Source organism: Caldisphaera lagunensis DSM 15908 (assembly GCF_000317795.1).
Lineage (GTDB): Archaea > Thermoproteota > Thermoprotei_A > Sulfolobales > Acidilobaceae > Caldisphaera > Caldisphaera lagunensis.
Window position 1 is genome coordinate 861,396 of sequence record NC_019791.1, and the last position, 26,992, is coordinate 888,387.

Sequence of the window (26,992 nt, forward strand, 5' to 3'; positions counted from 1 at the left end):
GTATGTCTTAAGGCATAAAAGAATATATATTAAAAGTTTAAATATTAAAATCTTATAGAATTTATGGTAGAAATGAAAATATTATATGCATCATCAAGTGTTGGATTGGGCCACATAACAAGGGATTATCATATAAAAAAGAGGCTTAATGGAGAGGTAATTTGGCTAACAGCCGGAAATGCTTTAAAATATATTAAAGAGAAAGGAGAAAATTTTGAAGAGGTTTCTAATAAACTTCTAAGCTTGGGAGATTATATAGAGAAAATGATAAAAAATTGTAAAGTAAGAATTAGCATATCAAACTCGTATCAATTGTATAAAGCCGTTAAGCATAATTCAGAACTAATAAAAAAAGAAATAAATTTTAATGATTATGATTTAATAATTGCTGATGAATTTTGGGAATTTATGTTTATTAATATTCCAAAAGAAAGATCAGTATTTTTAACCGATTTTACGAAAGTAACCATGAATAATAGCTATATTGAAAAATTAATTATACCAAGGCTGAATTCAGGTTTAATTAGTAGAATAAATGAAAAATTTGCTTTAAAAATTAATTTAAGCTTATGGGATAAAGATGATAACTTCATCAATCTAGGACCTGTATTTACAGATAATTATTTGGAAAACGATTATAAAGAAAATGATAACATTCTTATCAATGTAGGAGGTACAAACGCTGCTTTAAAAATTGCTGAAAAAATTAAAGATAAGCTTAATGATAAATATGATGTAAAAATAATTGGTTCTTCAAAATATTTTAATCCTGACCCCAAAAAAACAATAAAGGAAGCTGGTATTTTAATAAGTTTATCAGGCTATGGAAGTATAATCGAGTCTAATCTGTTTAAGAAAAGAACAATATTTTTATACATAGAAAATCATTTTGAGCACATAGAAAATGCAAATATTATAAAGGGTAGAAAAGGTTTTAGAGTATATCCTTGTAATGAAATTCTAAATATAAACATAAAAAATGAAATTGAAAAATTGAAAAAAGAAGAAGTTGATAGTCTAAAATTAAACGATTCAACAAATATGGTTGTAGAAGAAATTGAAAAATTGATCAGATAAATTTGAAATGTTATTAATATTTTTTGTATGCAAAAATATTATTCTCGTTCAATTACTCAAGATTGGTGAGGCATTTTGGGAATAACAGAAGAAAGTTTAACGGGCATATTTTATGAGTTAATAAAAACCGCTTCTACAAGCATACCAGCTGATGTATATGAAGGATTAAAGACAGCATATGAAAAGGAAACAAATTTAGCAGCTAAAAGACAACTAGAGGCTATATTGCAAGATATAGAAATAGCATGTAATAAAAAGGTACCAATATGCCAGGATACAGGAACACCATACTTCTTTATAGAAATGGGGGAGAATTTCCCAATTAGAGCAGGTATTTCAAAGATTGCTGCTCAAGCATTAAGAAAAGTAACTAAGGATGGTTATTTAAGGCCTAATGCAGTTGATCCATTTTATAAAAAGAATAGCGGCGATAATACAGGAAGGTATATACCATGGATGCACTTTGATATAGTAGAAGGAGATGATCTAAAAGTTTGGTTTATGACCAAGGGAGGAGGTAGTGAATTTCCGTCGACATTAATAATGAGCGAACCTATAGAAGGATTTGACAAGCTCAAAAGGGGAGTAATAGATACAATTGTTAAATTTGGGCCATTACCTTGTCCCCCATTGATTGTGGGAATTTCTATAGCAGCAGGAGGTGATATAGCAATGACATTAGCTAAAAAATCATTATTAAGGCCTATTGGAGAGAGGAACCCTGATCCAAATCTAGCTAAAATGGAAGTAGATTTATTAAATGAAATAAATAAACTTGAATTAGGGCCTCATGGATTTGGAGGCCAATTGACGGCTTTAGATGTAAAAATAGATTATGCATATAGACATCCGGCATCATTTGCTATTGGCATTGTTACAAGCTGTTGGGCAACGAGAAGATCTTCAGCAATAATTCATAGTGATGGTTCTTGGGAAATGACTAGCAAACACATTTCATATAATGGAACAGGTTGTGTTATTGTGAGGTGAGGCATATGGTAAATGAATATCATTTAAAAACTCCTTTGAGTGATGATATAATAAATAAGTTAAACATTGGTGATATAGTTTATATTAGTGGTATAATGGTAACTGCAAGAGACGAAGCTCATGAAATGGCCTTAGAATTGTTAGATAAAGGAGAAAAACTACCATTAGATTTAAAAGGTTTGGTTTTATATCATTGTGGTCCTGTTGCAATTAAAAAGGATAATAAATGGAGTATTGTTGCTGCAGGTCCAACAACAAGTATGAGAATGGAAAGTGTTGAATATAAATTTATTGAAAAAACAGGTATAAAGATGGTTGTTGGAAAAGGTGGGATGGGAAAGAAGACTGCTGATGCTATGAAGAAATACAATGCTGTTTATGCAGTTTTTACAGGAGGAGCGGGTGCATTAGCAGCAGAAAGAATTAAGGAAGTTAAAGATGTTTACTGGCTTGACAAATTAGGAATTCCAGAGGCTATGTGGGTGTTTAGAGTAGAAGAATTTGGACCATTAATTATAACGATAGATAATAAGGGAAACAACTATTATGAAAGAAGGCTTAAGGAAGTTGCAAACAATGCTGAAAAAATAAAGGATGAACTGATGCAATATAAGTGGACTTAATCCAAAATTTTTTAAACCCCTATAACTCCATGTATCTTTTTAGAGATTAAAAATGGAGATAAAAAGACATTACCAACAAAAATGTGTTACATCAAATCTTAATGACTAGGTGGTGCTATGTTCATTTCTTTAATTCAAACTGTTATAATTGTAGCTATCTCTCTCATGGTTTCATATTTATTAAGCATGCCTATTTCATATTTTATAAAATATGAAAAAGATTTACCAAATACTAAATTAAATAAAATTGAAAATTTTATATTTAAAACTCTTGGAATTAATAAGGAAAATTCTATGAATTATAAAGAATATTTGTTATCGTTGTTATCATTAAATATAATATTTATTGTTTTTGATACAGTATTTTTAATGTTCCAAAATCATTTATCCTTTATAGGCCCTAATTATAAAGGAATTAATTTTGACTTAGCATTTAATACTGCAGTGTCATTTGTTACTAATACAAATCTTCAGCATTATATTGGTGAAACATCATTATCCCTAACATCTCAAATGCTTGTTATAATTACTACAATGTTTATTGGACCATCAACAGGTTTAGCTACATCATTCGCATTTATTAGAGGATTTATAAGAAGAGGTAAGCATTTAGGTAACTTTTATGTTGATTTCATGAGGTCTTTAATATTCCTTATTCTACCTTTATCAATAATATCAGCAATTTTATTAATTTTCATGGGTGTTCCGCAAAACCTTAACCCTTTTTATGAAATTAATTCATTTTCTCATCAGATAATTTATTCAGGTCCTGTAGCTTCATTGGAAAGCATAAAATTTTTAGGAAATAACGGAGGAGGTTTTTTTGGCTCAAATTCAGCAAACATACTTGAGAATCCATCAAATTTAAGTAATTATTTTGAAATGTTCCTTATGCTAATTTTTCCATTATCAATTCCTCTTGCATTTGGAAGAATTTTAGGGAAGAAAAGAGGATACACGCTTTTAGCAACAATATTGATAAGTATGATCATAACAATACTTATAGCAGAAATTATAAAACCTGTTGGAATTGTAAGTTATCGTTTTGGTAATTATTCCGCTGTTCTCTTCAATACATTTTCAATGTTAACAAATACAGGAGCTGTTGATACATCACTAGCAGCTATGTCTTATAGTGCTATTATTGCTTTTTTGTTCTCAATGTTTATTCAATCAATACCAGGCGCAATAGGAGTAGGATTTATGTACCTTATCGTATATGTTTTGCTTACATTGTTCATATTAGGATTAATGGTAGGTAAAATGCCTGAATTTATTGGTATGAAGATAAGTCCAAGAGATGTTAAGCTTTCTGTAATGGTTTTCCTAACGCATCCTCTGATAATTTTGATACCTACAGCTCTAGCTTTGACAATGGGTTATGCATACCACATTTTTGGTTCAATAAATTCCTATACTTATACTGAAGTTTTATATGAATTTACATCAGCTGCTGCTAATAATGGATCTTCATATTTAGGAAACATAGGAAACACAATTTTCTTTAATATATCAACAGCTATTGTGATGCTTTTAGGAAGATATTTGCCCATTGGCTTAATGCTTGCAATATCTCAATCATTTGCCATGAAAGAGAGAAAGAGGGGTCCTGAACCATTACCTACAGAAGGTCTTCTATTTTTGGCTGTATTGATCTTTATGATTTTCTTGTTGGTAATATTAACATTCATTCCATTTGTGATAATAGGCCCATTATCGTGGTGATTTAATTGAGTGAAACAACTAGGTACCATGAAAAATATAATTTGAAGAAAATATTTATTGATTCCATATTAAAGTTAAATCCTGTATATTTAGCAAAAAATAACCCAGTTATGTTTGTAGTTGTTTTGGGATTCATAGTTACTTTGCTTATGATCGTGTTACCAAATCAAATTCCAGCTAATCAAATAAACTTTTATATAGCAGTTTCTTTAACATTGTTTTTTGCAGCATGGTTTTCAACATTTTCAGAAGCGTTTTCAGAATATGAAGCAAAGGCAAGGGTTGATTCATTAAAAATTTTTGAAAAAGAAATAATTGCCCATAAGCTTGTTAACGATCATTATGTCGATGTTAAATCTAACAATCTTAAGCCAGGGGAGAGAATTTTAGTTAAAAAAGGAGAGATAATTCCTATCGATGGTTTTATTATTGACGGATCTTCATATATTGATGAATCAATGATAACAGGGGAATCGGAACCTGTCTTTAAGAATAAGGGTGATCACGTCATAGGAGGAACTAAAGTTATTGAGGGAGAATTAAAAATAGAGATAACTGCTGAAAGAGGCAGAAGTTTTATTGATAAGATGATTTCCTTAGTTTCTCAAGCAAAAAGACCTAAATCACAAAGTGAGATTTCATTAAATATTTTATTGTCTGGCTTATCGTTAATATTTTTAATTGTAACAGCAACACTTTATTATATTTTAAAGTCATTGGGATATAGTTATGTTAATATAGCCCTAATAATTGCATTACTGGTAGCATTAATGCCAACAACCATTGGTGGATTGTTACCTGCTATTGGTATTTCTGGTATATCAAGATTAACAAGAGATAATATAATAGCAAAGTCAGGAAAAGCGATCGAGGCTGCTAGCGATGCCGATGTTATTCTCTTAGATAAAACTGGTACTATAACAGAAGGAAATAGGGCAGCAGTAGAATTTATTCCCCTAGACAATTTTGATGTAAATTGTGTTGCTGTAGCATCTTATTTGGCCTCATTTAATGATAACACAAGAGAAGGGAGATCTATAATTGATTTGATAGAAAGTATGAAAATAAGGATACCAAACGAAATAATAGATGTTGCTTTAATGTCTAAACCCATTGAATTTAATATAAATACAAGATATTCTGGTATAGAGATATCACGACCTAATAAATTATTAGATTATATAAAAAAGGATAAGACATGCCTTAAATTAGTTGAAATTATAGAAGAATATGGAAATAAAAATGAAGAAATAAAAATATTAAAAGGGGCTGTTGATTCCTTAATCAAAAACGTTAAAAATGTGAAGAAGGAAGTTATAGATAAAATAGTAGAAGATGTTGGGAAAAAAGGAGAAACACCATTGCTTTTAATTATTAATGAAAAAGCTATGGGTATAATTGTGTTAAAAGATAGATTAAAACCTGGTATAAAGAACGTTATATCTGATTTAAAGATAATGGGAATAACCCCAATAATGGTTACGGGCGATAATCCACTAACAGCGAAGGTAATTGCTACAGAGGCTGGTATTGATAATGTTATTTCTCAGGCAAAACCTGTAGATAAGCTAAATAAAGTTCATGATGAGCAGAATAAAGGACATGTTGTCATAGCAATGGGAGATGGTACAAATGACGCCCCAGCTTTAGCTAAGGCTGACGTAGGAGTTGCTATGAATTCTGGAACAAGAGCTGCTAAAGAGGCAGCTAATATGATCGATTTAGATTCAAATCCATCGAGGGTTGTAAAAATAATAGAACTTAGTAAACAATTGTTAGTAACTAGAGGGGCAATAACAACGTTTAGTATAGCTAATGATATTTCAAAATATTTTACAATTTTACCAATGATATTAATATTAGGAAACCCAAAAATTGGTTATTTAAACATTTTGCATTTAACTACACCTCAAACAGCAATATTAGCAACAATGATATTCAACGCTATAATAATTCCTTCATTGATTCCATTAGCTTTAAGAGGCGTTAAATATAAACCAGAATCTCCTAGGAAGACGTTTATTAGGAACTTTTTGATTTATGGCATTGGAGGTGCATTGCTTCCATTTGCTGCAATAAAATTGATTGATATTATATTAGCTATTTTAATGGGTGTTAAGTAATGAATGTTAGACAATATTTATTGATTCCATTAGCTATATTTGTATTTTCTATATTGATACTGGGATTTGTTTACCCATTGATGTTAAATGGAATAGGCTTAATTGCTAAAAATAATGCGGAAGGAAGCTTAATAATAATTAATGGAACTATAATAGGATCTTATTTGATAGCAGGGAAAATAAATAATAGTGCGTTCTTTTGGGCTAATTATAATAATTCTTTTGTATCAGGATATGATCCTTATATAACGGTTAATCAAGCTTTAAGCCAAGTAAATAGGATAAGCAATTCAACTGGAATTTCTAAACAATTTTTAATAAATATAATATATGAAAATTCTGAGCAAATAGAGGAGCAAGATCTTTTTATATTCTCTCCAGGACAAAGAGTTGTTAATGTAATGGAGTTGAATGCAATATTGATAAGAAAATATCCTAATATATATGATAAATATTTGAAATTAAATTCAAAATAATTCTTTATATAAATAATACATTTTTAAATTAACATTTAAAATTGTTTTTAACATTAATTATCTAGGTGGTAAAAATCAGCATATTAGACATAATATTCATAGTATTTTTATTAGTATCAGGAGGGGTGTTATTCAGGTCCCTTTTAAAATCGTAACTTATATTTATATTCAAGGATTCGTATCTTTTAATAATAACAAACTTCTTGAGAACTTATAAACAAAAAGAAATTAAATAGCTAACTAAGAAAAATATTCTAATGCATCTCTACTAAAATATTGATATAAATTGATTAGTTTTAAAATTTATAAATTAATAAAATTATAATTTTATTTATTTATTAAATTATTTTTTATTGATATTTAATATTTTCTCTAATTTATCTCTAATATATTGTTGTGAAACATCTTTAATATTTTCTAGATGATTTGCCATGTTAATGCTTTTTTCATATACTAGGAGAGAAATTATTTCATCATTTGATAATCCTCTTGATTGTAAATAAAACAATACATCATCGCTGACCCTATATTGCGCTGATCTATGAGTTGCAGAAATTACATCCCCAGTTTCTATTTTCATCATAGGCATTGTATATGCCTTAGCAGCATCTCCTAAGATTAAGGCTTCTACTAAAAATTTAGACTTGCTTTTTTTAGCATCATATGTTATTACTGCAGTACCTCTAACAGATGATAAAGAGGAGTCAAATGCAAAGCCAAGACCTGAAATATCGCTATCAGAGTTCTTACCAACTTGAATTGTATCAATTATATTATCAACCCTAGTGTTTTTATATGAGAAAGATAATGAGTTATGTTTTAAAATTGAGTTTTCAAATAGCACAGCTTTTTCTTCTATTCTATTCATAGATGTAGGTGTTGAAAATGTAAGGGAATTCATAGAAGAGGAATCATATAAGGCTTTCCTTATTAAATATACAGTAGGATATTTAATGTCTGGATTTAATAATAATGCAACATTTGATTTTGATTTTCTATGTGCATTTATCTCGACAGCGGTTGAGCCTGGAGATTTTCTTTCATCATATAAAATAAGAGAAACATCTGCGCCTTCCTTTATATTTATTATTAAGTGTTGTGAAACCCAGCTCTCGCTTTCACTATTGCAAAAAGATATTTTATATATACCAGAATCTAAGGTAATTTCATTAATTTCTTTTAAATAATAAAAATGATATCCTGCAATCTTACTTTCTTCAGGCATTATTAGCTTAGGTTCATATGTCCTATTGGTATTTCCACATTTACCAACTATATAATCAAATTTTCCTTCAGGAATCTTAAAAGTTGCTTCGCTTTGATTTTTCAATATCTTTTCATATTGATTCCAATCAGTATAATATTTTGTTGTTGGTGAGTCCCCTATATCTTGCCATTTAATTTTATTTAATTTATTGATGTCTACAGTTATTGAACTCAATATAATCACCCTACGCTTCCGAATTCGCTGAACTCCATTCCTATGACTCTTGTTAATATGCTAACTGTTTCTAATGGCAAGCTTTTTAATACATCCCTTATAAATCCATTTACTATTAATGCCTTAGCTTCCCCTTCTCTAATCCCTCTACTTGCCATATAGAATAATTGATCCTCACCCAATCTTCCAACTGTTGCTTCATGAGAAACAATCGCAGTTGGTTCATCAACCTCATTTCTTGGTAACGTATATGCGGAACTTTTTTCGTCAAGTATTAAGCTATCACACTGCACATGAGCAAAACTTCTTTCTGCTCCCTTTAATACCTTGACTAAACCTCTATAAGCAGCTATCCCTCCATTTGAGCTTATGCTTTTTGAAATTATTATACTCTTTGTATCTGGTGCTGCATGAATTGCTTTAGAACCTACATCTTTTATGTATGGCCCATTTGAAATACCAATTGAGACATTTTTTGTTGATGCCCCTCTACCCCTTAATACTGTGCTTGGATAAGTATATGTCATCTTACTTCCAATACTACCCTCTACCCATTCTACGTGAGCATTTTCCATTGCTACTGCCCTTTTATTATTAAAATTAATAATGCTTCTGCTCCAGTTCTGTAAAGTTGAGAAATATACTTGAGAATTCTTACCTGCATAAATTTCTACCATACCATCATGGAAACTAAAGTTCCTTAAAACTGGTGCTGCACATCCTTCTATGAAGTGTATATAGCTTGTTCCAACCGAGCTATTATCGTCAGCAACAAGTAATGTATGTTCAAATTGTCCTTCCATTTCTCCTCCTATTATAAAAAATGCCTCAACAGGGTTTACCAGTTTAGTATTTTTGGGCACATAAACAAATGCTCCACCACTCCATAAAGCATAATGTAGTGCTGCGAATTTATGATCTGCCATTGGAAACTGCTTACCGAAATATTCTTTTACCAAATCAGGATATTTTTGAACAGCCTCATCCATAGGCATGAATATAACCTTTTTCTGCTTAAGTTCTTCCTTTAATCTGCTTATAATATTTTCGCTATCAAATACTGCAGTTAATCCTGACAATACTTTTGCTTCAGTTTCAGGAAGTCCTATTCTAGAATACATGTCTCTCATCCAATCTGGTAATTGATCCCAATTTTCTGCTACTTCAACCTTTGGCTTAACGTATTGAGAAAATTCTTCTAAATCTATGCTCTCAATTCCTTGAATCCAATTTGGCATCGGCAATTTTTCAAATAATTCTAAAGCTTTTAGTCTTAAATTAAGCATCCATTGAGGTTCTTTCTTTGACTTAGAAATTTCCTCTATTATATCTCTAGTTATTTTTCCTTTTATTTCAATATCTTTAGGATATGGGACTGATTTACCTAATATCTCTTCTATTCCTCTATTTTCCACTATTTCTTTTAGTTCTTTATCCTTAGCTAATTCTATTGGTGAACCCATTTACTGCACCTCTTCATAATCTTTATATCCATATTCTTCAATCTTTTTGATCAATTCTTCTCCTCCTTCATCAACTATCTTTCCTTTTGAAATAACTATTACTTTGTCAGGATAAACAAACTTCGTTATTTCTGCATGATGAGTGATTATTAGAATTCCTTTTCCTGAATTTCTCAGGCTATTTATAAGCTCACCAATAATCCTTATTCCATCAACGTCTAGACCACTATCGGGTTCATCAAAAATAATATATTTAGGATCCATAACTAGCATTTGAAGCATTTCAGATCTCTTTTTTTCTCCTCCACTAAACCCAACATTAACTTCCCTTTCTAAAATTGACGGAACTAATCCAAGTTCTTTTGCTTTATTTCTTGCCCATATAATAAGTTTTGGATCTATAGATGAAATATCAAAATCAGATTTGTTCCTTTTCATAGATATTGCATTGATAAGCATGGATAGCATTAAACCAGGAACTTCTACTGGATTTTGGAATGCTAATCCTAAACCCATTAATGCTCTCTGATATGTTGGAAGATCTGTTATATCGTTGTTATCTAATAATATCTTTCCTTTATTTATTTGATACTTAGGATGCCCTAATAATGAAAATGCTAATGTTGTTTTACCACTTCCATTAGGCCCCATTAATATTAGAGCTTCTCCTTTTTCTACCTTTAAGTTCATATTATTCAATATTTGCTTTTCTCCTACGTTAACTGTTAAATCAATTGTCTCTAAAGCCATAGTGTTTTACCTCCATAGTGTTTTAACCCCTGTACATTAACACGCGTTAAAGTTAATAAATTAAAATATAGAGCTTTAACTAATAATTCTGAAAACAAAATCTTTTATTTCATTGCTACATTTATAAGCCCTAAATGAATCATCATAATTTACATAATCTAAAACTTCTGCTCCTGGGATTTCATCAGAGCAATATGTATCACAATAGTTTACCTCCAAATTTTTTAAAGAATCTAAATAATCAATACAATATCTTATGCTTGATAAATTTACAATTTTGTTTATTTGTTTATAAATTTCCCTTAAATTACTTCCATTTATTTCTATATTTAAATAATTTGCTAAAATTTCCATTGAGTATATCGCTGAAAGCCTTGATTCATAGCAAGAAATACCATAATCTCCATTATTTAAATGATAATTTGCTGATTTTAATAACCTTATTATTTCATTTGTATTCTTTTTCATCATCTTTTTTCACTTTTAATACGGGTATCCCAGGTTTAACCAAAATATTAAGATCAGTTATTTTATTTATAGTTTCTTGATCTAAACCCAATGATTTTGCAACATCTTCTAGTTTTTCTCCCTTTCTAATCCTTTCATATAATTTCTTCGCATTATCATAACCAATTAATGGTGAGAAAACTGTTATTAATGAAGGGCTGCTCAAAGCCAATTGTTTCATCCTATCTTCTAATGGTTTAATGCTTGGTAAAACAACATCACTTAATTTCATTAAAGATTCTTTCAGCAATAATGATTGTAAAGATATGTTATATATTAATGATGGATTGCCCATATTTAATTCAAATTCTCCCAATAATGAAATATATGAATTTGCATTATCTAGCCCTATTACTTCGCTAGAAGCTTGCATTATAGCCTCAACTGTTATGGGATTTATTTTTCCAGGCATTATACTACTTCCGGCTAGGCTTATATCCATATCAATTTCTCCTATTGCTGTATTTGGTCCTGAAAACATTAACCTTAAGTCATTACCTATTTTCCAAAGGTCAATAGCAATCTTCCTATAAACAGAGCTTAATAGTAACAAATCACTTAATAATCTCATCGTCCTCATTAATGAATTTGAAGATTTCACATCTATGTTTAAAAATTCCCTTAGATGCTTTAAAGCGATATCCTTAAATTTCTCATGACTGTTAATTCCGGTTCCAACAGCAGTTCCTCCAAGTGGTATGTATAGGATCTGATCCATTGCATATTTTAAGTTATTATAATCATTATAGAATTCATCGTAGTAAGCATAGAGTTCTTGACCAAATGTTACAGGTAATGCATCCCTTAAATGAGTCCTACCAGGTTTTATTATATTTTTATATTTTTCAGATAATTCTTCAAGTTTTTTTATTAAATTGTTTAAGTAAGGAAGAACCTTATCATTTGCTTCAATATATGACGCAATCCTAATAGCAGATGGTATTACATCATTGCTACTTTGCGACATATTTACATGATCATTGGGATGAACTTTTTTATTTAAAATTTCTGAGGCATGCCTAGCAATTATATCATTAATATTCATATTAATACCTGTGCCAGATCCAGTTTGGAAAACATCTACTATTACCTCATCATAAAACTTACCTTCTGAAATCATTAGAGAGACTTTAACAATAGCATCTGCAATTTCTTTGTCTAATAGGTTTAATTCTTTATTTGCTAATGCAGCTGAGGCCTTTATTAGAGAAATTGCCTTTATTAAGCTATTAGGTACCTTTAAACCAGTTTTCAAATAATATTTTTCAGCTTCTTCTTCGTAGGACATAAAATCACCATATGATATATAAAAAAGAAAGATAATATTTATCAGTATAAAATATCAAACGTTATGATTTAATATTAATAAAGTTTTATTAATAGTGGTTTTAAATATATATATTGTATATATAGAGTGTAAAGATAAAGGTGATCTAATTGGGCAATGGCGTTAAGATAGTTTTAACAGCAGAAGGTGCGACTGCTAGCGAAACATTGGGATCAACTGTTGCAGGATTTATAAGTGCATTGCCCGATAATTATATTTTGCCTTTTATCTCTAGGTTTTATTTTAAAGTTGATAACAAAAGAGGTATCGTAAAAAAAGCACCATATGGATTATCAAAGGTCGAGGCTTCTTTATTGCAGTCTGGAATACCAAGGGAAGACATTGTTATAGCAAGTCCATATGAATTGGATAAATTTGTGGGAGATAATACTAGAATTTTAGGAATATACGTAATGGATCCCTTAGGTTTAAGTTTTGGGAGTGGTATTACCTATTGGATCTTAAAGCTTGCCAACTTACCTTATAAAGGAATGCCATATATAGCGAGGTCCTTCTTAAATATCTTGACAAACAAAAGCGTGTTAAGACATAGAAAACATATAAAGATATTAGTTGGAGGACCTGCAACATGGCAGTTAACGGATACTGGTTTTAATAAAAGGTTAGGTATAGATGTAGTTTATGAAGGGGAGTTCGAATCATTAGGTCCAAGCATATTTAAAAATATATTAAATGGAATTGATGTACCAAGTGTAGTTTATGGAGGACCAGCGCCACTAGAAAAGATACCTACAATAGTAACTCCTTCAAATGGAGGCCTTGTTGAGGTAACTAGAGGTTGCGGTAGAGGTTGTACTTTTTGCACCCCCACGCTTAGTGGTATGATAAAATCCCTTCCATTTGAAGGTCACATAGAAAAAGAAATAAAAATTAATATAGAAAAAGGAAATGCTAAGGATATAACACTTCATAGCGAAGAATTTTTCAGATATGGAGCAAAGGATATACACCCAAATCCTAATAAAGTTTTAGATCTTGTTGAAAAGTCATATAAATTAATAAAATCATATGGGGATGATTATACTTTATCTACAGATTTTACAACTGCTGCTGTTGCTGTAGAAGCACCTAAATTAGTTCAAGAAGTTGCTGATTATATGAATGAAGGTGGTAGATGGAGTTTTATAGAAATGGGCATTGAATCTGGATCTCCAAGAATTTTAAAGAAATTAATGCCTGGGAAAATGTTACCATATAAGCCAGAAGAATATCAAGATATTGTAGAACAAGGAATTGGAATTCTTAATGATAACCGCTGGGTTGTTGTAGGTACAATGATTTTAAACTTACCAGGAGAAAACGATTATGATATAATAAAGGATCTTGAATTACTAGATAGAATAAAGAAATTAAGGGTAATAACATTTCCACTACCATTTATACCAATGGGTGCACTTAGACATAGGGACTTTACGATATTAGATAAAATGCTTGAGGATCCATTGAGAGGGGAATTTATTAGAAGAGCTTTGATAAAAGCATTAAGCGAATCTAAGAGAAGCCTAACATTGGCTGTGGATAAAATGTATAATCCTATAATAAAGACAGTTATATTAAATATAGGGAATTATATAATGGATTTTGTAATAAATAGATACAAGATGGCTGAAAGGTCCATTGACAAATTAATTGAAATAAAAAAGGTAGAGATGGAAAGTTCACTCCAAATATCTTAATTAAAATTTTATAATATAAAAATTTTATAATAATTAAGAATTATGTGGAATGTAATTGTATAATAGCCAAATCCTCAATAGCCTCAATTATTTCTAATGCATGATATATAGTTTCATTAGAATAAGCAACAACACCATGATTATCTAATATAATTGCATTGCATCCTTTTTTTGCAGAATTTGCGACAGCATCTGCTAACTCTTGAGTTCCTGGTTTAATTAATGGTACTTCATCAATACAGCTTATTCTTAATGAGGTTTCAGTTAAATAATCTAAATCAAGTTTTTTATGAGACCTATTCAATGCAAGTAAATAAGGTGGGTGGGCATGAACAACTGCTATTGCATCCTTTACCTCTTTATAAATAGATAGATGCATTCTCCATTCGCTGCTTGGAAAACCTACAATAGCTTTACCGTTAATGTCAATCACAGATACATCATTATTGCTTATTTTATGTCTTGGTACTCCAGTTGGACTTATATAAACAATATTTCTTGTTCTATCTATTATACTAGCATTTCCTCCTCTTATTTGAACAATGCCTCTATTATACATCAATTTCATTACATCACTTATTTGGGATAAATAAAATTCATTTAATTCCATTTTAACCCCTTTTGATTATTAAATACATAGAATTAAAAATATTTTGTAATGCCAATGTATTAAAAATTTGGTTAGTTTTTAAAGAAATAATATTATTAAATAAAAAGCATATACGGGATTGATAATTGTATAAAGGAGCCATTATCCCCCTGGCGTGCCATGATACATAGAATCTTTCCATATTTGATCCCATATATCTCTTTCAGTTAACGTTATATTTTTTATTAGTATATTGTAGAGATCTGATAACATTGCGTGATGCAATTTTTCATCTCTGAGAAGCATTTCAATTAAAAACTTTAATGGTTTATCATCCTGTATTGCCTTATCTTTTAGTAAATTATTTAGTTCTTCTATTGATTCTTTTTCATTTTCTATATGTCTTTTCATATCATCTAAAACCATCTCAGATTCTTTTTCAGTTATTAGTTGAGGATTTTCTATTATTAATGACATTGTTTCATATATTTTAGAATGCTTTATTGAATCTTGAGAGACTGCCTCCATTATCAATTTTACAATAGGATTTATTGAATTATTGCTTGTTTTTCTTACATCATCTGAATAATTAATTTCTCTTTTAGCTTCATTCTTAAAATAAGAAACTAATCTTCTCCTATCTTCAAACTTATATGATGACAATTTTGGTCACATTGTTATTAATAAATGTTGTAGTTTATAAAGATGTTATTTATGTTTATAACAAATAGTTAAAGAATCTGATCTAAATTAATATTAATATGTTAAATGCCTAGATTTCTTCAAACATGAATAATTTCTTACGATTTTTATTAATTCTTTCATATATGGCAACATAAACTCCAAAAATTTTTCAGGAATTTACTTGTTTCTCTGATATGATACCCTACTCTTTCCTCTTAAAATGCTTTATATTATTTTTGCTGTAATCACTATGCAAGACTTTCATAATTGCAAATTTTTCTATGAATTATCATAAAATATATTTAGAATAATGCAAACTATAATACATTGGCTTTCTCCTCAACAAAGGATTAGTTTCCATTTTGCATATAAATAAAATCTCCTCCTTTTATTAAAAATTTAGAACATAAACTTTATTTTAATTGGTGTTTATAATTAAAAGTGTGAGAAAGTTGAGAGTAAAAGCTAAAGCAACAAGACTTGAAAATGATTTAGCAAACCTTCTGTGGGAAAACGGATTCGCTGTTGTTAGAGGTCCATCGAGCGGTGCTGGCGTATCTAAGAGATATCAGCCAGATTTAATTGCAATAAAAGAAGGGAAAATTTTAGTTATTGAGGTAAAGAGCAAAAGTAAGGAAGGTCCCTTGTATATAGATTCCTCTCAAATATTAAATTTGTTAGAATTTGCGAAAAGAGCAAATGGTATTCCAATTATAGCGTTTAAATTATCAAGAAAAGAGTGGAGGTTTCATCTTTTAGATAAGTTAGAGAGCACAGGCGTAAATTTTAAATTGGAAAATCCTTCAGAAGGGTTAAAGTATAGAGATTTAGAGGAGTTTATGATTAAAAAGCATAAAGAAATTTTGGAATTTATGAAAAATTCTTAACAATAATTTTAGAATAAAATTTATCTTTAAACAATAAAGGATTTTAGAATTTAATTAATATCTATTCATAACATTTTATTTTAAAACTTTATGTATTTATGAATACACTTATAAAAATGGGTCGATATTATGGCTAGTAAGATAGAATGTGATGTGGAAGAGACCCCTTTGGGAAAATTCCTAACTCCACCCCAACAAGGATATTATATAAGAGTTCCAAAAGGCCTTGTTGATGTGATAACTGATACAACAAATATTAGCGGAGTTGATCCTAAGGGAACAAGCACAATATATAGAGGGTATACAATTGATGATATAGGGGAACATGCAGACTTTTATGAAGCAGCTCACTTAATTCTTTATGGTCACTTACCAAATGAGGGTGAATATAAGGAAATAAAGAATAAAATAGATACATACAGGGGTCAGATACCAGAAAAAATATTTGACGCATTAAAATATGTACCTGCAACTCATCCAATGTACTATGCTCAAGTAGCTGTTAGTTTGATGGGTCAATATTATGCTCCTGAATGGAGATTTGATAGAGATGAATTATATGATCATGCATTAAGATTAATAGCAGCGATGCCTGTATTTTTTGCAGCTGGTTGGCACCTATCGAGAGATGGTAATTTATACAGGCCAGATCCAAGTTTGCCCCATGGTAAAGATGCATTAAGAATGATAATTGGAAGAATGCCTACTGATACAGAAGCAAGGGCATTTGAAAGCACCTTAGTTTTATACATGGATCACGGATTTAATGCAAGTACATTTACTGTAAGGGTAGTTGCAAGTACATTAACAGATATTTATAGCGCAATAGCAGCTGGAATTGGAGCATTGAAAGGGCCATTACATGGAGGAGCTAACGAGCAAGCCATGGCAATGTTCTTAGATGCACAAGCTAAGGCTAAGGCCAAAGGTGTTCCATTAGATCAATATATAGAGGAATACATAAAAGAAAAACTTGCAAAGAAGGAATTAATTATGGGGTTCGGTCACAGAGTGTATAAAGTCCATGATCCAAGAACTGATGTAGCTGGAAAGTTTGTTAAGCAATTAAAAGATGGAGAAATGTGGCTAAACGTTTTAAAGAAAGCAGAAGAAGTTATGAAGAAAGAAAAGAACTTACCAGCAAATATTGATTTATACACAGGGGTTTTGTATTATCAACTAGGTATTCCAATACCAATGTATACACCAATATTTGCTATGGGAAGAATCGTTGGATGGTCTTCTCATTATATAGAACAAGTAGGAGAAGGAGATACAAAGAAAAACAAGATAATGAGGCCAACAGAAGATTACAAAGGTCCTGTTGGACTAAAATATGTTCCGATGTCACAAAGAAAGTAATTTTTTTAAATTTTTTGTTTTTTTATTTTTTTATGCTCTTTCCATTGCATTTATGCTTGCAATCATTCCTATAATGAATAAAGCGGCAGATATAACTATTAATATAACCCAGCTTATCAAATAATTTGAAATTGGTGTTCCTATTAAGTTGTGTCTAACTATATCAGCTGCATATGTTATTGGGTTAAATTTTGCTATTTCTCGTAACCAGCTTGGCATTTGTTTTAATGGGAATAATGCGCTAGATGCAAACATTAATGGCAAGTTTATTAAATTAACAATTGCAAACATAATTTCTACATTATCTACATTAAAAGCAATTGCTGCAAAAATACTTACAAAACCTATTGCAATAAGAATTATTGCAATTCCTGCTAATATGATATTTAATGCGTTTATTCCTGAATAGAACCTGAATCCTAAACCATATGCTATTAATAATAGAACAACCTCATAAAACATTATTCTAACTAATGTACCGAATACCTTTGATAAGAATATTCCAGATCTAGGTGTTGGTGTCATTAATAATCTATTTAAATATCCAAGCCTTTTTTCAAAAACCAAATTTGTTCCTCCGAAAACGCTTTGGAAGAAACCAAAAACAACTAACATACCGCTTGCTAGATATGTGAAATAGTTTGTTGTTCCAAATAGGTTTAAAAGTTGTTGATTAACGTATTGAGAAAGCAATGATGAATATTGAGGAGGGATATTAGTTGGAGTAAACATGGAAGCAAAGTTTAGGCTCTTTCCAAATAAGCCTAACCAAAATAGAGGTGTTATTAATGATACTATAAATGTACCCCTTCTACTTAACCATTTTTTCAATTCCCTAATAGTTAATGTATAAACCTCCTGCATCATCTTCTTGCACCCCTTACAACTCTCATATATTTAAATCTATCAAATCCTCCTTCATCTTCCTTCAAGCCCTTCCCAGTTAATTCTAAAAAGACCTCCTCTAGATTAGGTTTAACAACTTTCAGCTCAACAACTTCATGGTCTGATAAAATTTTTATTAATTGAGGTAAAAATTCACTAGATGATTCCGTTTTAATTAGTATTTGTCCATCTACCTTATTTGTAGAATTTGGCAATATATCATTTATTTTTGCTATTATTTCATCCATATGATCTGTATCTTTTAATGTTACATAAATTCTATCCCCTTTTATTTTTGCTTTTAATTCATCAGGGGTTCCAATGGCTATAATTTTCCCATGATCTATTATTGCAACCCTATCTGATAGCGATTCTGCTTCCTCCATATAATGTGTTGTAAGCAAAACAGTTGTTCCATTTTTCTTCAAATCTCTTATTAATTCCCATATATGCCTTCTTGATTGTACATCTAAACCTACAGTTGGTTCATCTAGAAAAACAACAGCAGGATTGTGGACAATGCTCATAGAAACCTCTAATCTTCTTCTCATTCCACCGCTATATTCTCTAACCTTCTTAAATGCACTGTCCCACAGATCCATAAATTCTAAGGCCCATTTAGCTCTTTCTTCAGCATCTTTTCCTCTATAGCCAAAAAGTTTTGCCATTATCAAAACATTTTCATATCCTGTTAGTTCATCATCCGCTGTTAAATCTTGGGGTGAAACTCCTATTAATTTTCTAACATAATACTTTTGTTTAACTATACTATGTCCTAAAATAAATGCGTCCCCCTCTGTTGGCCTCTTTATGGTTGATAACATACCTATAGTTGTTGTTTTTCCTGCCCCATTAGGACCCAACAATGAAAATACTTCTCCTTTATTTATGTTAAAGTTAATGTGATCCACTGCAACGAAGTCTCCATATTTCTTTGTTAAATTCTTAACTTCAATTACCGTCTCCATAGTATTCCCCAATTTAATGTATATAATCTAAATATATAAGTTTTTTTATATATCTTAAACATATGTATAAATAATTTATCTTATGAATAATTTTAATAGAAAATATACAGATATTAAACGAGGAAAAATGATGGAAAATAAAAAGCAATTGCACGTATCAATAGGAAACATAAATATAGACTTTATTTCATTTATAAACAAAAAGATAAAGATAGATTCAAGTATTGAGTCAAAAGATGTGTGGATAGGATTAGGAGGAGCAGCAACAAACTATGCAATTGCTGTTTCAAGATTAAATCATGCATCTAAACTAATTGCAAGAACAGGTAAAGAAATAATTAAGCTAGGCTTCCTAGATAAACTTAAAGAAGAAGGTGTAGACATATCAGATATAAAAATAACTAAAGAAAAGCCCGGGGTTGTTATGATAATTGTTAATAGGAGGAACTCAACTAGAACAATGATTTCATCTATAAATGCAAATAAAAGACTTGATTTAAAAGATATAAAAATTGTTGGGGATCACATTCATTTTTCAAGCATTAATCCAAGATTGCTAAAGTATTGCAACGATATCAGAAAAATTAATGGAAAAGATGTAACTATCAGTTATGATCCGGGAGGAGAAGCATGTTATAATAAAGAAATAATAAATAATTTGCATTTAATTGATTGGCTATTAATTAATGAAAAAGAATTTTCTTGCTTAAATTTGAAAAACAAATTAAATGAGTTATTTGATAATAGATTGAAATTTGTTGTCATTAAAAAAGGTTCATTAGGAGCAGAAATATTAGAAAAGAATAAGAAAATTTCTGCGAAAATTAATTTAAATATTAAACAATTAGATCCTACAGGTGCTGGAGATGCATTTGATGCATCTTATAATGTATTTTTTAAAGAGACAAATGATGAAGAATTAGCTTTGAAATTTGCTATAGCCTCTGGTTCTTCAAAAGTTGAAAAAATTGGAAGCAGTAATATGCCTTATCTATATGAAATAAATCCTAAGATAAAATTTGTCGAAACTTTTCATCATTAGCTATTTTTTCAGCTAAACTTTCAGCTTCTTTTAAATGTTTTTGTCCAATCCTTAAATGTCCACCTATATCAACCAAAACATCTTCTCCTGCAATCAAGCTTTCTATTATGGCATTTTCATTATATACGTTTTTTATACAATCTAGATCACATTTGTAAAAATTCATAGCAGGGGGCTTTGATGTATCATAAATAACAATTTCAGCATTATTATTTTCTTTTATCACATTAGGAGGTAAACCAGCTAGGGATCTTAACTTTTCGCTTTTTTCATAAATGTTATCAATGCCTGATATGCTATAACTGTTTTTACCTAAAAGCAACAAGTATTTGCTATCATTATCGCTAATTCCTTCTCCATCACATCCAAAACCTTTAACATCAATTTCTCCAATTAAACTTGGAGGTATTTTTAAGTCCTTTATACAAGCTGGCTTAGCAATACCATAATACCCGCCAATTTTATCTTTAAGATCTAAAACATAAGAAATGTTTATTGCCTCTGCGAAAATTGTTGTAATTCCATGCATATTTAATTCATAAATAGCTGGCAAGGATAATGTAAAAAGATCTCTTTGAGTTAACATTTTATAAAATTCAATCCTCTTATTCATTTTTAACTTATAAAATCTCATCAAAAAAATTGGTATATCTGCTATTGCTGAAAGTGATGGAGCAACAATCCTTCCTTTACCCCCTAATAATAGGGAGGGTTCACTAATTTCATCTGGAACTGGTTGTGTTCCAATTTCTTTTATCTTACCATCTTTTATGAAAACATACCCTTCTTTAATTAATTCTTTTCCAGTAAATATCGTTGAGCCTGTAATTAGCATTGAGACCATTTTTTCACCATTTTTAATCTAATTCGTAAAGTATAAATGTTATAAATATTTTTTATTTGATTAGATGTAAGAGAATATATAATATATTACTCTGTTTATATATTAAAAATAGTGTAAGGGGATTTAAAAATTGGTAGAAAATTCAGGCCTATACTTACTTGATATTGAAGCAATATTAGATGGTAGTGCTAGGAAGGCAATTGAAGAAGGTATGGTTCCTATAGGAAGAGTTGTTATATTAAAAGACTTAGTTGAATACTTTTATAATCAGGCCAAGAAAGGTATGAGTGTTGGATTTACAGGGCTTGATGAAATTAAAAAAATTGTTAACATAAAGAAAGGGGGGATTCAAATAGATATAATCGATTCAGATAAGAAGGTTTTAAAAGAATTAAGTTATGAAGAGATTAAAAAAGAGGTAAGAGATTATGCATGGAAATCAAATGCAATAATTATAACTAGCGATTTGATGATGTTAGAATCGTCTGAGGCATTAAATTTACCTGTTTTATATACAGGTTCTAGAAAATATGGAAAATTAAAAATAGAGGAATTCTTCGATGAAAAAACAATGAGCGTACATTTAAAAGAAGGTGCATTACCATTAGCAAAGTTAGGAAAACCTGGGAATTGGATATTTGTTAAACTTTCAGACAAACAAATGGATAGATCTCAAATTGAGGAAATGTCAAGGGAGATTATAGAAAGAGCATCAACAATGGAAGAAGGTTTTGTTGAAATTGATAGACCTGGATCAACAATTATACAGCTTAAAAATTATAGGATAATAATAACTAGACCTCCTTTAAGTGATGGATGGGAAATTACTGCTGTGAGACCAATAGCAAAGCTTAAACTCGAGGATTACAATTTGCCTGAAAAGTTAATGAAGAGATTATTAGAAAGAGCTGAAGGTATACTAATAAGTGGTTCTCCAGGCGCAGGAAAAACTACATTTGCACAAGCATTAGCAGAATTTTATTCATCAAAGGGAAAAATTGTTAAAACTATTGAATCCCCAAGAGATATGAGATTACCTCCAGATGTTACCCAATACTCAAAAACTTATGCTAATATGACAGAATTGCATGATATTTTACTTTTATCAAGGCCTGATTATACCTTTTTTGATGAGTTAAGAGACGACGATGATTTTAAGCTATATGTTGATTTAAGATTAGCAGGAATAGGTATGGTAGGCGTTACTCATGCAACTACCCCCATCGATGCTATACAAAGAATTGCAACAAGAGTTGAGCTTGGTATGATACCTAGCATAATAGATACAGTTATATTCATTAATAATGGTAGCGTTGAAAAGGTTTATGATGTTGAAATAACAGTAAAATTGCCAACAGGGTTAAGAGAAGCCGAGTTAGCAAGGCCAGTTGTAGAGGTAAAGAATTTCATAACAGGAGAACTTGAATATGAACTATACACATTTGGAGAACAAACTATGGTTATTCCAGTAAGGAAAAAGGGAAGAGAAGGGAGAAAATTAGGTAATGAAAACATCTCTGAAGAGGATGCATTAACTATAATTGATAAAGTTAATAAAATAATACCAGATGCAAAGGTTGAGATAGGGGAAGGGAGTATTATAATAAGAATTTTAAGACGTTCAAAAGTAACTGCTAGAAAAGTTAAGGCAATTAAGAAAATAGCAGACCAATATAACTTAGATCTAAAGTTTATACCTTTAGATTAGGAGGAAAAATTATTTAATGATAAGTAATACCATATTATCATTTTTATATATTGGGTTGATCATATTAATATCTAAAGTTCTAGAGGAGGCTTTGAAGAGATTTTATGTACCAGCATTTGTTAGCATAATAGTTTCTGGAATAATACTTGGACCAGCTGTTTTGAAATTTATAATCCCAAACCAATCAATAAATTTCTTATCTCAATTAGGTATTACTTTTATTTTATTTTTAGCAGGGGTAGAAGAATTTACTTTAGATAAGAAACCTAATTTAAGAATATTTGTTTCTTCTCTTATCCAAGTCTTCATTCCATTAATTTTTATTTTATTATTATTTAAAATATTAAATATAAATGAAGCCTTAATTCTAGCAATTCCATTGGCTATGACAAGTACTGGTCCATTAGCTAGAGCTTTATCAGAAATTAACATATCAAAAACAGAAATAGGAAATACACTATTTTATCAAGCAATAATAACAGAAATAATATTTATTGTATTGTTTGTAGGTTTTAGTCAAAAGGGAAGGATTTTAGAGGCATTTATTGGAACATCAATTGTTGTAATAGCAATATTTGCCTTAGGGCAGCTATATTCAAAAATTTTTGCAAAGGTAATGCACATTCTTAAGGCTAGAGAAATAGAAACTGCATTAATAATTTCTATTATTTTAATAGTTGGCTATTTTTCAGATTATTATGGATTTAACGCAGCTATATCAGCATTATTTTTAGGTTACCTTTTTAGAGATTATTTCAAAGATAGACCTGAAATAATTGAAAGAATAAGAGGTATAACTTATGGATTTTTTGAGCCCATATTTTTTGCAGATATAGGCTTAGAAGTAGTTAAAATAACACCTGATATTGTATTTATATCTTTATCATTAATTGCTATAATAATGCTTACAAAAATTCTCTCAGGTTATTTATCAGCAAATATTATCAAATTAGATGATAAATGGCTAAATTCATGGGCTCAAACAGCAAAAGGAGGAGTAGATACTTCCCTTTTATTGGTCTCTTTATTAAGCGGTTTTATAAACAATCAACAATATTCTTTTTCTGTTTTAGCAATAGCTGTTGTTGCAATACTTTCTCCAATATTTTTAAGAAAATATAAGATTGTAGGAGAAGAAAAAATGAATATAAAATTATCAATGCCTTTATCTTCTCTTAAAAATGATAATTATGATATAGTTTATTGTGATACAAGTTTATCAGAAGTTGCAAAAATTTTTTCAAAAAAGGATATATCTGAAATAATTGTAGTAAATCGTGACAAAATTCCAATAGGAGTTTTTTCAGTTAAGAATTTAATATACATAGATTCTTATAATTATGAATCAACAATAGTATGCGATACTTATTTGAAACCAGTTGATGCATTGCTTTATAACAATACAATAGGCGATGCTATGAGAAAAATAAGGGATAATGATTTATCTGTTATAGCTGTAATAGATAAAGAAAAAAAACTATTATTCCCAGTTTATAGGAAGGATTTATTAAAACTACTTAACAAATAAAAATTTCCGTTTTTTCTAATTTATGGGGACAAAATTGATTGATAAAAATATCTTATCAAGGTTTTCAAGACAGATTTTAATGCAAGATATTGGATATGAAGGTATGGAAAAAATAAGGAATTCTAAGATTGCTATTGTAGGCTGCGGAGCCTTAGGTTCTACTCAAGGAGAAATTTTAGCTAGAGCTGGGGTTGGTAAAATAAAATTAATTGATAGGGATTATATTGATTTAAGCAATCTTCACAGAACACACATGGCTAAAGAGGAAGATGCGTTAAATTCATTGCCAAAAGCTATAGTATGTGAAAAAGGCATTAAAGAAATTGATAACGATATAGAAGTTGAAACGCTTATAGATGATTTTGATTCAACAAATGCTGAAGAATTTTTGAAAGATGTTGATTTAATAATAGATGGTACAGATAATTTGGATGCAAGATTTTTAATAAATGATGTATCAGTGAAAAATAATATTCCTTGGATTTATGCTGGGGTAAATTCATGGTATGGTAATGTAATGTTTATTAAACCCAATGTAGGGCCATGTTTAAGATGTTTAATACCTGAAAATAATAATGAAAATCAAAGCTGTGATATTATACCTTCAATTGGAACTATGACTTCTTTGGTTTCATCCTTTTCATCTAATTTAGCTATAAGATATTTAGCAGGGAACGAAGTTCCTTATGGAGTCCTGTTTGTAATAGATGGTAGGGATTTTAGCATTGAAAAAATAAAGATAGAAAAAAATGATAAATGCCCGACATGTGGTTTTCACTATTACGAATTTTTAAATAAAAAAGAAAAAAGAGGTGCTGAAAGAATATGTGGAACTCATGCAATAGAAATAAGGCCTGAAAGGTTTTTAAGTATAGATTTTTATAAAAATGTTGAGAAAATAAAAAGGAAATATGATGTTATAACAATAAATAAATATAGTATAAGAATACAAAGAAATGCAATACAAATAATTTTAATGAATAATGGTCTAGCAATCGTTGAAAATGAAGATGATTTAAAAAAGGCTAAAGAATTATATGATGATGTTATAAAATTATTAGCTTAGCTCATTATTTATTTCTTCTAATTTTTTATTTGTAGTTTCCATACCATAGATGTACCATAAAATTGATGCTAGTCCTCCAATACCCCATAATATTAAATTATATATTAAATATTGCATAGCATTAAATGATGCAGCATAGAAAATTGAAGCAGCATAAAGAAAATATGGTAAAAGCCTAGATAACGCTATTCCAGTCGATCTAAAACCTGTTGGAAAAATAACAGGCTCTAATGAAACCCTAGCTGCCCATGCAAATTCACCAAATAAACCATTTATAAATAATAGGGTGATGAAAATGTATAAAATACTTTTAAACAACATGAAATCGAGGATTGCAAATATCATTGTTATAAATCCTCCTAGATATGAAAACAATGTAAAAATCCTTGTCCCTATTTTTTTAACTAAATATAGTGAAATAAAACCCCCAATGCTTTCGCCTAGATTGTAAACTATTAATAAAATTGATGTTAAATTAGGAAAAATATATGGACCAATAGTTAAGGCAAGCAAAGCATAGGTTAAAGCTGTTGCAATTATTAAAGATGTTAAAAAGTAAATTTTAAACCAAAGTTTCTCCACCTTTATCTGTTTTTTACCTTGAGTTTCTATTATTTTCCATCTAAGCGATTCTGGTATCATCAATCTAAATATGAGCATTAATATAATAGAAGCAATAAGGGAAATTAAATAATAAAATCTCTCTTGGCTTATTGATAGCAAGCCAAGCCTTAATGATAAGATACCTCCCATTAAAACGCCAATATTAGCTATATTAGTTGTGAAAATTAATACAATTTCTCTATATTTTATAGGCATCATTTCAGATAAATATGTTAATAATGTTGGCATTTCACCCCCTAAACCGATCTGAGAAACAAAAAGACCTATTATTAGAAAAGAAAAGCTATTTGATAATAAAACAATAAGTGACCCAACTCCATAAAGGAGAAGGGTTAAGATGAACATATTTTTTCTTCCCTTTAAATCTGCAAATCTTCCAATAATTATATTGCCTATAAGGGTGCCTACAGGTATTGATAAAAATATATAAACATAATCATTGCTTGGAACAAAATTCCATGTTGTTGAAATTGATGGTAATGCTAAAACAAGTCCATAAATAAACATGCTAAAAGAAGAAGAGATTATGATAAGCCATTGATATTTGTTTAAAGGCCCAAAATCAATTTTATTAATCTCAGCCATGATATTTCACAGATATATGAT

General features: G+C 29.8%; 24 protein-coding genes. 13 read left to right on the plus strand and 11 right to left on the minus strand.

Annotated elements, in window-relative coordinates:
- Positions 1-63 precede the first annotated feature (63 nt).
- From CALAG_RS04230 to CALAG_RS04255, 6 genes are all read left to right on the plus strand, one after another.
- A complete protein-coding gene (locus CALAG_RS04230; protein WP_015232506.1) occupies positions 64-1,077 on the plus strand; it encodes a hypothetical protein in 1,014 nt (337 codons plus the stop codon).
- Between the two features lie 75 nt (positions 1,078-1,152).
- Positions 1,153-2,067, plus strand: a complete 915-nt coding sequence (locus CALAG_RS04235; RefSeq protein WP_015232507.1) for a fumarate hydratase — start codon at positions 1,153-1,155, stop codon at positions 2,065-2,067.
- 5 nt (positions 2,068-2,072) lie between these two features.
- Positions 2,073-2,690, plus strand: a complete 618-nt coding sequence (locus CALAG_RS04240) for a FumA C-terminus/TtdB family hydratase beta subunit (RefSeq protein WP_015232508.1) — start codon at positions 2,073-2,075, stop codon at positions 2,688-2,690.
- A gap of 117 nt (positions 2,691-2,807) precedes the next feature.
- Complete coding sequence (locus tag CALAG_RS04245; RefSeq protein WP_015232509.1) at positions 2,808-4,415, plus strand: potassium-transporting ATPase subunit KdpA; 1,608 nt, start codon at positions 2,808-2,810, stop codon at positions 4,413-4,415.
- Between the two features lie 5 nt (positions 4,416-4,420).
- On the plus strand, positions 4,421-6,538 hold the full coding sequence (locus CALAG_RS04250; RefSeq protein WP_015232510.1) for an HAD-IC family P-type ATPase: 2,118 nt from the start codon (positions 4,421-4,423) through the stop codon (positions 6,536-6,538).
- On the plus strand, positions 6,538-7,014 hold the full coding sequence (locus CALAG_RS04255) for a potassium-transporting ATPase subunit C (protein WP_015232511.1): 477 nt from the start codon (positions 6,538-6,540) through the stop codon (positions 7,012-7,014). The genes CALAG_RS04250 and CALAG_RS04255 overlap by 1 nt, the downstream gene beginning before the upstream one ends.
- A 343-nt stretch (positions 7,015-7,357) precedes the next feature.
- Here the strand turns inward: CALAG_RS04255 and CALAG_RS04260 are convergent, their stop codons facing one another.
- The 5 genes from CALAG_RS04260 to CALAG_RS04280 form a co-directional block, all read right to left on the minus strand.
- Positions 7,358-8,455, minus strand: coding sequence for a SufB/SufD family protein (locus tag CALAG_RS04260; RefSeq protein ID WP_048816743.1), 1,098 nt, complete (start codon positions 8,453-8,455; stop codon positions 7,358-7,360).
- Positions 8,456-8,460: 5 nt separating this feature from the next.
- Positions 8,461-9,918, minus strand: coding sequence for a Fe-S cluster assembly protein SufB (gene sufB, locus CALAG_RS04265; protein ID WP_015232513.1), 1,458 nt, complete (start codon positions 9,916-9,918; stop codon positions 8,461-8,463).
- On the minus strand, positions 9,919-10,668 hold the full coding sequence (sufC, locus tag CALAG_RS04270; RefSeq protein WP_015232514.1) for a Fe-S cluster assembly ATPase SufC: 750 nt from the start codon (positions 10,666-10,668) through the stop codon (positions 9,919-9,921).
- Between the two features lie 75 nt (positions 10,669-10,743).
- The gene (locus CALAG_RS04275; RefSeq protein WP_157463191.1) at positions 10,744-11,136 is read right to left on the minus strand and encodes a HEPN domain-containing protein; all 393 of its coding nucleotides are present in this window, start codon (positions 11,134-11,136) and stop codon (positions 10,744-10,746) included.
- Positions 11,117-12,463 (minus strand): lyase family protein, encoded by a 1,347-nt coding sequence (locus CALAG_RS04280; RefSeq protein ID WP_015232516.1) that lies wholly within the window; start codon positions 12,461-12,463, stop codon positions 11,117-11,119. The genes CALAG_RS04275 and CALAG_RS04280 overlap by 20 nt, the downstream gene beginning before the upstream one ends.
- Before the next feature lie 149 nt (positions 12,464-12,612).
- On the opposite strand from CALAG_RS04280, the gene CALAG_RS04285 reads away from it, so the two are divergent.
- Entirely contained in the window at positions 12,613-14,199 is a 1,587-nt protein-coding gene (locus CALAG_RS04285) for a B12-binding domain-containing radical SAM protein (RefSeq protein WP_015232517.1), read from the plus strand.
- Between the two features lie 40 nt (positions 14,200-14,239).
- On the opposite strand, the gene CALAG_RS04290 is transcribed toward CALAG_RS04285, so the two are convergent.
- Both CALAG_RS04290 and CALAG_RS04295 read right to left on the minus strand, forming a co-directional pair.
- Positions 14,240-14,809, minus strand: a complete 570-nt coding sequence (locus CALAG_RS04290; protein ID WP_015232518.1) for a class II aldolase/adducin family protein — start codon at positions 14,807-14,809, stop codon at positions 14,240-14,242.
- 141 nt (positions 14,810-14,950) lie between these two features.
- Positions 14,951-15,451: a hypothetical protein gene (locus tag CALAG_RS04295; protein ID WP_015232519.1), complete on the minus strand. Its 501-nt coding sequence runs from the start codon at positions 15,449-15,451 to the stop codon at positions 14,951-14,953.
- A 464-nt stretch (positions 15,452-15,915) separates the two neighbouring features.
- Here CALAG_RS04295 and hjc point away from each other — a divergent pair, with 464 nt between their 5' ends.
- Positions 15,916-16,359, plus strand: a complete 444-nt coding sequence (hjc, locus tag CALAG_RS04300; protein ID WP_425393255.1) for a Holliday junction resolvase Hjc — start codon at positions 15,916-15,918, stop codon at positions 16,357-16,359.
- Between the two features lie 129 nt (positions 16,360-16,488).
- Positions 16,489-17,721, plus strand: coding sequence for a citrate/2-methylcitrate synthase (locus CALAG_RS04305; protein WP_015232521.1), 1,233 nt, complete (start codon positions 16,489-16,491; stop codon positions 17,719-17,721).
- A 30-nt stretch (positions 17,722-17,751) separates the two neighbouring features.
- On the opposite strand, the gene CALAG_RS04310 is transcribed toward CALAG_RS04305, so the two are convergent.
- On the minus strand, positions 17,752-18,588 hold the full coding sequence (locus CALAG_RS04310; protein WP_157463192.1) for an ABC transporter permease: 837 nt from the start codon (positions 18,586-18,588) through the stop codon (positions 17,752-17,754).
- On the minus strand, positions 18,585-19,574 hold the full coding sequence (locus CALAG_RS04315; RefSeq protein ID WP_015232523.1) for a daunorubicin resistance protein DrrA family ABC transporter ATP-binding protein: 990 nt from the start codon (positions 19,572-19,574) through the stop codon (positions 18,585-18,587). The genes CALAG_RS04310 and CALAG_RS04315 overlap by 4 nt, the downstream gene beginning before the upstream one ends.
- A 130-nt stretch (positions 19,575-19,704) precedes the next feature.
- Here CALAG_RS04315 and CALAG_RS04320 point away from each other — a divergent pair, with 130 nt between their 5' ends.
- Entirely contained in the window at positions 19,705-20,616 is a 912-nt protein-coding gene (locus tag CALAG_RS04320) for a PfkB family carbohydrate kinase (protein WP_015232524.1), read from the plus strand.
- Here the strand turns inward: CALAG_RS04320 and CALAG_RS04325 are convergent.
- A complete protein-coding gene (locus CALAG_RS04325) occupies positions 20,582-21,460 on the minus strand; it encodes an amidohydrolase family protein (RefSeq protein WP_015232525.1) in 879 nt (292 codons plus the stop codon). The two genes, CALAG_RS04320 and CALAG_RS04325, sit on opposite strands and share 35 nt — an antisense overlap.
- A gap of 130 nt (positions 21,461-21,590) precedes the next feature.
- On the opposite strand from CALAG_RS04325, the gene CALAG_RS04330 reads away from it, so the two are divergent.
- Genes CALAG_RS04330 through CALAG_RS04340 form a run of 3 tightly spaced genes read left to right on the plus strand, consistent with a single transcriptional unit; the run spans position 21,591 to position 25,762 of the window.
- The gene (locus CALAG_RS04330; RefSeq protein ID WP_015232526.1) at positions 21,591-23,168 is read left to right on the plus strand and encodes a PINc/VapC family ATPase; all 1,578 of its coding nucleotides are present in this window, start codon (positions 21,591-21,593) and stop codon (positions 23,166-23,168) included.
- 16 nt (positions 23,169-23,184) lie between these two features.
- Entirely contained in the window at positions 23,185-24,696 is a 1,512-nt protein-coding gene (locus tag CALAG_RS04335) for a cation:proton antiporter domain-containing protein (RefSeq protein WP_015232527.1), read from the plus strand.
- 34 nt (positions 24,697-24,730) lie between these two features.
- Positions 24,731-25,762: a HesA/MoeB/ThiF family protein gene (locus CALAG_RS04340; protein WP_015232528.1), complete on the plus strand. Its 1,032-nt coding sequence runs from the start codon at positions 24,731-24,733 to the stop codon at positions 25,760-25,762.
- Here CALAG_RS04340 and CALAG_RS04345 read toward each other — a convergent pair.
- On the minus strand, positions 25,754-26,971 hold the full coding sequence (locus CALAG_RS04345) for an MFS transporter (protein ID WP_015232529.1): 1,218 nt from the start codon (positions 26,969-26,971) through the stop codon (positions 25,754-25,756). The two genes, CALAG_RS04340 and CALAG_RS04345, sit on opposite strands and share 9 nt — an antisense overlap.
- Positions 26,972-26,992: the final 21 nt, after the last annotated feature.

Excerpts from the sequence above, each read along its gene's own strand:
- CALAG_RS04275 (WP_157463191.1), bottom strand. The coding sequence starts at position 11,136 with ATGAAAAAGAATACAAATGAAATAATAAGGTTATTAAAATCAGCAAAT.
- CALAG_RS04245 (WP_015232509.1), top strand. The coding sequence starts at position 2,808 with ATGTTCATTTCTTTAATTCAAACTGTTATAATTGTAGCTATCTCTCTC.
- CALAG_RS04240 (WP_015232508.1), top strand. The coding sequence starts at position 2,073 with ATGGTAAATGAATATCATTTAAAAACTCCTTTGAGTGATGATATAATA.
- CALAG_RS04310 (WP_157463192.1), bottom strand. The coding sequence starts at position 18,588 with ATGATGCAGGAGGTTTATACATTAACTATTAGGGAATTGAAAAAATGG.
- CALAG_RS04255 (WP_015232511.1), top strand. The coding sequence starts at position 6,538 with ATGAATGTTAGACAATATTTATTGATTCCATTAGCTATATTTGTATTT.
- CALAG_RS04345 (WP_015232529.1), bottom strand. The coding sequence starts at position 26,971 with ATGGCTGAGATTAATAAAATTGATTTTGGGCCTTTAAACAAATATCAA.
- CALAG_RS04320 (WP_015232524.1), top strand. The coding sequence starts at position 19,705 with ATGGAAAATAAAAAGCAATTGCACGTATCAATAGGAAACATAAATATA.
- CALAG_RS04280 (WP_015232516.1), bottom strand. The coding sequence starts at position 12,463 with ATGTCCTACGAAGAAGAAGCTGAAAAATATTATTTGAAAACTGGTTTA.
- CALAG_RS04315 (WP_015232523.1), bottom strand. The coding sequence starts at position 19,574 with ATGGAGACGGTAATTGAAGTTAAGAATTTAACAAAGAAATATGGAGAC.
- CALAG_RS04335 (WP_015232527.1), top strand. The coding sequence starts at position 23,185 with ATGATAAGTAATACCATATTATCATTTTTATATATTGGGTTGATCATA.
- CALAG_RS04305 (WP_015232521.1), top strand. The coding sequence starts at position 16,489 with ATGGCTAGTAAGATAGAATGTGATGTGGAAGAGACCCCTTTGGGAAAA.
- CALAG_RS04230 (WP_015232506.1), top strand. The coding sequence starts at position 64 with ATGGTAGAAATGAAAATATTATATGCATCATCAAGTGTTGGATTGGGC.
- CALAG_RS04290 (WP_015232518.1), bottom strand. The coding sequence starts at position 14,809 with ATGGAATTAAATGAATTTTATTTATCCCAAATAAGTGATGTAATGAAA.
- sufB (WP_015232513.1), bottom strand. The coding sequence starts at position 9,918 with ATGGGTTCACCAATAGAATTAGCTAAGGATAAAGAACTAAAAGAAATA.
- CALAG_RS04325 (WP_015232525.1), bottom strand. The coding sequence starts at position 21,460 with ATGGTCTCAATGCTAATTACAGGCTCAACGATATTTACTGGAAAAGAA.
- sufC (WP_015232514.1), bottom strand. The coding sequence starts at position 10,668 with ATGGCTTTAGAGACAATTGATTTAACAGTTAACGTAGGAGAAAAGCAA.